The organism is Pseudoalteromonas sp. SR45-5 (assembly GCF_014163565.1).
In the GTDB taxonomy this organism is placed as follows: Bacteria; Pseudomonadota; Gammaproteobacteria; order Enterobacterales; family Alteromonadaceae; genus Pseudoalteromonas; species Pseudoalteromonas distincta.
In genome coordinates this window covers 1-7,638 of record NZ_JACJDN010000138.1, presented here as the reverse complement: position 1 = coordinate 7,638, position 7,638 = coordinate 1, and the positions used below count along the sequence as shown (strand labels likewise).

Annotated in this window: 8 protein-coding genes; 6 read left to right on the top strand and 2 right to left on the bottom strand. The window is 39.7% G+C overall.

Annotated features, from left to right (window positions below):
• Positions 1 to 207: 207 nt before the first annotated feature.
• Positions 208 to 636 carry an Lrp/AsnC family transcriptional regulator gene (locus tag H5072_RS07405; protein ID WP_002958609.1) on the bottom strand — a complete coding sequence of 143 codons (429 nt, stop codon included), beginning with the start codon at positions 634 to 636 and terminating at the stop codon, positions 208 to 210.
• 194 nt (positions 637 to 830) lie between these two features.
• Here H5072_RS07405 and H5072_RS07400 point away from each other — a divergent pair, with 194 nt between their 5' ends.
• From H5072_RS07400 to H5072_RS07385, 4 genes are read left to right on the top strand one after another with little or no spacing between them, the layout of a single operon-like run.
• Positions 831 to 2,036: an aspartate aminotransferase family protein gene (locus H5072_RS07400; RefSeq protein ID WP_182693146.1), complete on the top strand. Its 1,206-nt coding sequence runs from the start codon at positions 831 to 833 to the stop codon at positions 2,034 to 2,036.
• Positions 2,037 to 2,086: 50 nt separating this feature from the next.
• Positions 2,087 to 3,121: an arginine N-succinyltransferase gene (gene astA / locus H5072_RS07395; protein ID WP_182693145.1), complete on the top strand. Its 1,035-nt coding sequence runs from the start codon at positions 2,087 to 2,089 to the stop codon at positions 3,119 to 3,121.
• A gap of 7 nt (positions 3,122 to 3,128) precedes the next feature.
• Complete coding sequence (gene astD, locus H5072_RS07390; protein ID WP_182693144.1) at positions 3,129 to 4,595, top strand: succinylglutamate-semialdehyde dehydrogenase; 1,467 nt, start codon at positions 3,129 to 3,131, stop codon at positions 4,593 to 4,595.
• Positions 4,596 to 4,631: 36 nt separating this feature from the next.
• Positions 4,632 to 5,435, top strand: a complete 804-nt coding sequence (locus H5072_RS07385; protein WP_182693143.1) for a DUF1338 domain-containing protein — start codon at positions 4,632 to 4,634, stop codon at positions 5,433 to 5,435.
• A gap of 71 nt (positions 5,436 to 5,506) precedes the next feature.
• Here the strand turns inward: H5072_RS07385 and H5072_RS07380 are convergent, their stop codons facing one another.
• Positions 5,507 to 6,787: a flavohemoglobin expression-modulating QEGLA motif protein gene (locus H5072_RS07380; protein ID WP_182693142.1), complete on the bottom strand. Its 1,281-nt coding sequence runs from the start codon at positions 6,785 to 6,787 to the stop codon at positions 5,507 to 5,509.
• A gap of 146 nt (positions 6,788 to 6,933) precedes the next feature.
• Here H5072_RS07380 and H5072_RS07375 point away from each other — a divergent pair, with 146 nt between their 5' ends.
• Both H5072_RS07375 and H5072_RS07370 read left to right on the top strand, forming a co-directional pair.
• Positions 6,934 to 7,191, top strand: a complete 258-nt coding sequence (locus tag H5072_RS07375) for a DUF3081 domain-containing protein (protein ID WP_008169639.1) — start codon at positions 6,934 to 6,936, stop codon at positions 7,189 to 7,191.
• A complete protein-coding gene (locus tag H5072_RS07370; protein WP_002958617.1) occupies positions 7,191 to 7,496 on the top strand; it encodes a hypothetical protein in 306 nt (101 codons plus the stop codon). The genes H5072_RS07375 and H5072_RS07370 overlap by 1 nt, the downstream gene beginning before the upstream one ends.
• Positions 7,497 to 7,638 lie beyond the last annotated feature (142 nt).

The window sequence follows — 7,638 nt, the reverse complement described above, 5'->3', positions numbered from 1 at the left end:
AAATAAAAACCGAGCAAAGCTTCCGCGCCCAGCTCACGCCCCCTACCCTGCATCTATGTAGGCAACCAAGAGAAAATAGCGCCTAGGAAGAATCTTTTGGGGGCTGTTAATTTAACCTTGAAGGTTCAACAGACCCTAGCCTTTTTATTATTGACCTAAAGTATACCGAGTGTTCACTTAACGACTAAAACAAAAAACTCACTGACTCTAGCGCTTAAATTTAGTTTCTAAAATAACAGAAGATGTTGTGCGCTCCACCCCATCAAGATTTCCTATATCGTCCAACAAATGACTAAGCTGTTCTAAATTTTGAGCCTGTACCACCGCAATTAAATCAAACTCACCACTTATGGCATATAGCTGTGAAATAGCATCAATTTGCTTAAGCTCAATGTTTGTTTTAGTCGTTAATTTTTGTCTTACTTTTATAGACACATGAGCTGATACCATTTTACTAAGGTAGTCGTCACCGTAATCAACGCTATAGCCTTTAATCACACCGGTTTCTTCTAATTTGAGCATTCGGCTCTGTACTGTTGAACGAGACAAGTCAAGCATTCGCGCAAGATCAGAAATACTCGCTCTTGCATTTGTTTTTAGTACAGAAAGTAGCTTTTCATCTTGTGGAGTTATCATAATGGTTATTTTCTTCGTTATTTTGACTTTTATTTTAATCATTTTTCACAAAATAGCACTGCAATTTTAACAGCTAACCTTCGATAATGACCTCTATAAGAAATAATAACGTGTTTGCTGAAGAATAAAGGCTATATTCTTCTTTGAGTTAGCAACTAATCTTTTATCTAAGCCCATTAAATTTAGGTGTAAAAATGCAAGTAACAAGAGACTTATTTAACGACGTAATGGTACCAAACTATAACCCATCAGCAATTATCCCAGTTCGTGGTGAAGGTTCACGCGTTTGGGATCAAAATAACAATGAGTTCATTGATTTTGCCGGTGGTATTGCCGTTAACTGTTTGGGTCACTGTCATCCTGCATTAGTTAAAGCATTAAAAGAGCAAGGCAAAAAAATTTGGCATTTATCAAATGTTATGACCAATGAGCCAGCACTTCGTTTAGCTCAAAAAATGGTTGAAGCAACATTTGCTGATAAAGTTTACTTTGCAAACTCAGGTGCAGAAGCAAACGAAGCAGCCCTCAAGCTAGCACGTCGTTATGCATTGGACGTATATGGCGCTGAAAAAACGCAAATTATTGCATTTAATAAAGGTTTCCATGGTCGTACATTCTTTACAGTAACTGTGGGCGGGCAAGCGGCTTATTCAGATGGCTTTGGTCCAAAACCTGCGGACATAGTACATTGTGATTTTAACGATATAGCGGCATTTGAAGCGCTGATCAGCGATAAAACATGTGCTGTTATGATGGAACCATTACAAGGTGAAGGCGGTATTATTTCACCAACAGATGAATTTGCTAAAAAAGTACGCGAACTTTGTACTAAACATAACGCGTTACTTATTTTTGATGAAGTACAAACGGGTGTTGGTCGCACAGGCGATTTATACGCCTATGAAGGTTTAGGGGTTGTTCCTGACATTTTAACAACGGCAAAAGCATTGGGTGGTGGTTTTCCTATTGGCGCTATGATCACTCGTACACCTATTGCTGAGCATTTAAAAATTGGTACTCACGGTTCTACTTATGGCGGAAACGCACTTGCTTGTGCTGTGGCCGAAGCGGCATTTGATACAGTAAATACACCAGACGTACTAAACGGTGTTAAAGAGCGCGAGCAATTATTCCGTGAAGGATTAAACGCAATTAACGAAAAATATAACGTATTTAGCGAAGTACGTGGTAAAGGCTTATTAATTGGCGCAGTACTAAATGACAAATTTGAAGGCCGCGCACGCGACTTTTTAATAGCCAGTGCTAATAATGGTTTGATGAATCTTGTCGCGGGTATGAATGTAATTCGTTTTACACCGTCTTTAATTATTCCGTTTGAAGATATTAAAGAAGGCTTAGCGCGCTTTGAAAAAGCCGTTAGCGACGTAGTAAACGGTTAATATAGTTTAAATTAGCACGCCTAATGGCGTGCTATTGGAGCAAGCAATAAATGCAAGTATTACGTCCTATTACTGCCAATGATTTTGACGCGCTTAAACAAATAGCGATTGAATCTGGTCATGGGTTTACCTCTTTACCTGTGGACGATACACAGCTTAAAGAAAAAATTGAACGTGCTGAAAAAAGCTTTGCCAAAAACATTAACCAGCCACTTGATGAAAGCTATTTATTTGTTTTAGAAGACAGTGAAACAGGTGACGTTATTGGCACAACCGCTATAGAAGCCGCGGTAGGTTTATCGGTGCCTTTATATCATTATCATTTGGGTAAAACAGTACACCACTCGCCTACTTTAAATGTATATAACACCGTTGATATTTTAAGCATGTGTAACGACTACACTGGTTGCTCAGAAATATGTACATTATTTTTGCGCGAAAATAGCCGTAAAGGCCTAACGGGTCGATTTTTATCTCGTTCACGCTTTTTGTTTATGGCTCAGCACAGCGAGCGTTTTGCCGATACTGTTATCGCAGAAATGCGCGGTGTTAGCGACGAAGACGGTCATTCTCCTTTTTGGCAATGGCTACAAGAGCACTTTTTTAGTATCGAATTTCCACAAGCGGATCACTTAGTTGGCTTAGGCGATAAGGTGTTTATTAGCGAGTTAATGCCTAAGTACCCTATTTATGTGAACTTGCTTAGTAAAAAAGCCCAAGCAGTGATTGGGCGTGTGCATGAAAAAACAAAACCTGCGCTAAAACTATTAGAAAAGGAAGGTTTTGAGCACAGAGGCTACGTTGACTTATTTGATGCAGGCCCAACAGTTGAAGCAAAGCTTGGAAATATTCGCAGCATTCGCGACTCTCAAGTTTGCCCTGTTACGATTGGCGAGCTTGATCACATATCACAAAATAGCTCTGATACGCTGGCCGTATGTAATCAAGGCGTAAGTGGCTTTAGAGCGACATTTACCAAAGACGCACACTACAATCATGCAAAACATACCCTCGTCATTAGCCAAGATGTGGCTAAGGCGCTTAATTTAAGCCAAGGAGATGCAGCGCGATTTTTCCGCCTGTAAATAATTTATGAATACACACCTAATTAATAATCAGTGGCATGTGGGACTTGGTCCAGCATTTGAGTCAATCAATCCAAGTAATGGCGATGTGGTATGGCAAGGTAATGGCGCAAACACTGATCAAGTAAATTCAGCTATAAAAGCAGCTAGAGCCGCGCAATTACAATGGGCAGACAAACCACTTAAAGAGCGTATCGCCATTTTAGAAAACTTCGCAGCACAATTAAAAGAACACAGCGAAGAATTTGCTACTATTATTGCACGCGAAACGGGTAAGCCATTATGGGAAACCCGCACCGAAGTGGGCGCAATGACAGGTAAAGTAGCTATATCTGTAAAAGCGTACCATGAGCGTACAGGTACAACCGAAAACCCAATGCCCGGTGCTAAAGCGTTTATTAGACACAAACCGCATGGCGTTGTGGCTATTTTTGGCCCATATAACTTTCCGGGGCATTTGCCAAACGGGCATATTGTTCCTGCAATTTTAGCCGGTAATACTGTTGTATTTAAGCCATCAGAATTGACGCCACACGTTGCAGAATTTACCCTCTCACTTTGGTTAAAAGCAGGTTTGCCAGCGGGTGTTATTAACCTTGTGCAAGGTGAAATTGAAACTGGTAAAGCGCTTGCTTCTCATAAAGATATAGATGGCTTGTTTTTTACCGGTAGCTCAAACACAGGCCACTTATTACATAAACAGTTTGCAGGACACCCTGGCAAAATTTTAGCGCTTGAAATGGGCGGTAATAATCCACTGATTGTAAAAGATGTGAGTGATGTAAGCGCTGCTGTGCACGATATTATTCAATCAGGCTTTATTACCTCAGGTCAGCGCTGTACGTGTGCACGTCGCTTATTTATTGGAAAATCAGCCAACGGCGATGCTATTTTAGAAAAGCTAATAAGCGCAACTAAAAACATAGTTGTAGACGACAGCTTTGCTACAGAGCAGCCTTTTATGGGTGCAATGATAAGCGAAAAAGCAGCACTGGGTATGGTCGCCGCGCAAAGTGAATTAGTCTCAAAAGGTGCACAAATCCTTGTTGAACTTAAGCAATTAAAACCAGGCACAGGTTTTGTAAGCCCGGGCATTATTGATGTAACAAGCATTACCGACATGCCAGATGAAGAGCATTTTGGACCGCTAATTAAAGTGTATCGTTATACCGACTTTGACAGCGCAATTATTGAAGCTAACAACACAAGCTTTGGCTTATCTGCAGGTTTACTTAGCGACAGTGAAGATGATTACACTCACTTCTTAAAGCGCATCCGTGCAGGTATTGTTAACTGGAACCGCCCTATTACGGGTGCCTCTAGCGCGGCTCCATTTGGCGGCATAGGCGCCAGTGGTAATCACAGAGCAAGTGCCTATTATGCCGCCGATTATTGTGCATACCCTGTGGCATCTGTTGAGTCAGACAAAGTGAGCTTACCGCAAACCCTAGCGCCAGGCTTGGTAATTGAATAAGCAATAAAACCAAAATTTTAGATTTAAGGATTTAACATGCATACTGATGTAAACACATTATTTGAGAGCCTTTGGAAAAACTACTTAAACGTAACACCATCGGCAGACAAAATTCATGACCTTTTAGGGTCAACGCAAAAAGATGACATCATTAACGATCATATTGCGCTGCGTACATTTAATATTGAAAAAGTGGGTCTTGAAAAGCTCGCTGCTCACTTTTTAGCTATTGGTTACAAAGAATGTGGTGAGTACCATTTTGAAGCTAAAAAACTCTATGCAAAGCACTACGAGCATAGCGATCCTAATCAGCCAAAAGTGTTTATCTCTGAACTATTAGTAGAAAAATGCTCGCCAGAGTTACAAGCCATCGTGACAGATATGGTAAGCCAAATTGACGAAAGTGCAGTTACAGCAGACAACTTTTTATATTCAGGCACGCATTGGCAAGTAAGCACCGATACTTATAAGCAGCTGCTAGCTGAAAGCGAGTATGCAGCTTGGATGTCGGCGTGGGGTTACCGCGCCAATCACTTTACCGTAAATATTAATACGCTTGCTAAGTTTGATAACATTCATGATGTTAACCAAGCCCTAAAAGACGCCGGCTTTTCGCTTAATACGTCAGGCGGTGAAGTTAAAGGCTCACCAGAGGTGTTACTAGAGCAATCGTCAACACTTGCTGATGAATACTCTGTTACCTTTAGTGACGGTGATATGAGCATTCCTAGCTGCTTTTATGAGTTTGCTATTCGTTACCCTAAAGCAGACGGCGAGCTTTATACTGGTTTTGTTGCAGCCTCAGCTGACAAAATATTTGAAAGCACGAACGCGCGATAATTACATTTAAAGTACTTTAATTTAAAAGCCCGTTACGGGCTTTTTTTATGTCGGTAAGTTATATTGATTAATTATAAAAATAGCGGTTTATAATCGTTTTCTAACTTTTCAAACGACAAGTCGCCAATAAAACGACCAAAGCTCAACCAAGTTGCCAAACCACGTAAGTCTTTAAAGTGTGGTGGCACAAATTGTGGGCTCTCTATTACACCTAAATCATGAAGCTGCGATATTAATCTAAAATCATCTATCGATATTTTACCTACCAGTAATAAATGGAGTCTATCTATTCGACCAAGCTGTATTGCAACGCGTATTAAGTTATAAACCAGTACAAAGCCTTTAATGTAAGCAATATCTTTTGTAAAAGGCAAACCTGTTGGCGTACTGCCTCTAAATACACGCTGCGCAAGTGTGTAGCTGTCATCTTTTGATAAACCTTGCGCTACGTAATCACGGTAAATGTCTACAAACTCAGCGCCATCTATTACCTTTGTAACGGCTTGAATACGATTCACTAATTTAGATAAACGCCTTGGGGTTGATTTTAATGTAATAATTTCGGTAAGGACCGCTAAGCCTTCTTGGGTAATAGTAGAGCTTGGCGTACCTTTACTCAAACACGTTAAATAAGGCTGAGCTAAACCATTTTGAGTGGTACCGACGTGTATCCACCCTTCGTGAACTTCTAAGATATCAAGTTCACGCTGCGAAAACTTAACATCTTGATTAAGCTTTATATTATTAGCACCTGCGGCTGCATCACTAACAATACCATCGCTAAGCATCACCTCTACGTTTATTCCTGCCATACTAGCGGTTACTTGCTCAGACAAAATACGCACTGCATCAACAGCATCAATATTTTTAGGGTCGTCAGGCAGTATGTCGGCTATAAGTAAATTTTGCAGCGGTTTATCTAGCATATTAGCTAGCTCAGAAAGTGAGGGCTCACCAGCATGAAATAAATCTTTAGGGTGACCAAATAACTCCACCGATAAGTCATGAAACTCTGGTGTGCCACGATACTCAAGCATGCTTAATACTGTTTTATACTCTGTGCACATTTTTCCCATGTATTGAGCTATGGGATTTAACTGACCCAATTGGTTAATAATGTTACGGTGCAAAGTAGAAAACGCTTGGCGTAACTCGCTAGGTACAAAACCAAGATCGCGCTGTTGATAGTATGCACGATCGATCAGTGGATTTTTTTGACATTTTTGTCTAAAAAACTCCTCTTTAGTTTGTTTATCCCAATTAATAGCATCGAGTATCCTAATAGGCGTTTGCAATGCAATTAATTGATCCGATAACTCACGAGTTTTTAGTAGTAACGCCTTGTCTATCATGGTGTAAGCTCAACAATAAATGAATTTTGAGCATAATTTAAAAAGGCCAAATTACAAAGCAATATCACATTTTTTTAGCTATTGTTTTTAAGATGATCGACCCTCATATCTATATCGTATTAGCTTTTTAATAAAAGGTATAAAACATGAAAAACGAACTCGACAATAAACAGATTTTAGCCGTATATGAACGCATAATTCAAAAAGGTGAAATGACTGATGAAGGCAAACATTATCAGGGAGTTACTGCATATTCAGACGTAGACGGTTACACCGTATATCTACAAGGTAGCGGCGTAGAACTGCGCTTTGGTTTTCATAATACTTACCACCTTGACTACGAGCATGAAAAGCATAAAGACGACTTTTTGAAAAAATTATATAACATTGCAAACGAGAGCTAATGCACCCACGAAAACTCAGACACCGCCCGACCAGTAAGCTCAATACTACTTTTATTAATCAAGTAGTAGAAGAGCTTAAAGCTAATCCAAGTAAAGTATCTATTATTCAAGACAACCTAGAACAGTACCGTTCTCAAACTCATTTAAAGCGTGGTTTTTTACTGGCTATAGAGCGCTTTGATTGGGTATTTGAAGCAAGCAAAGATATTGATTTCATTTGCCAGCAAATTTTAGCTGATGACTACATTGGCAATAGACTAAGACGTTACCCCCTACTTTTTAAAGGCGTTATTAATAATGCCTAACCTTTCAATACCAAGCGCTTTAAAGCGATAAAACCACAAAGTTTACTCTCCATATAAATTTATTAGAGCTCTAAGCAATTGCAGGTTTAGTGTTCTTTTGTTTCAAAACAATACTATTAGTACTCTAACTATTATTGTTCTA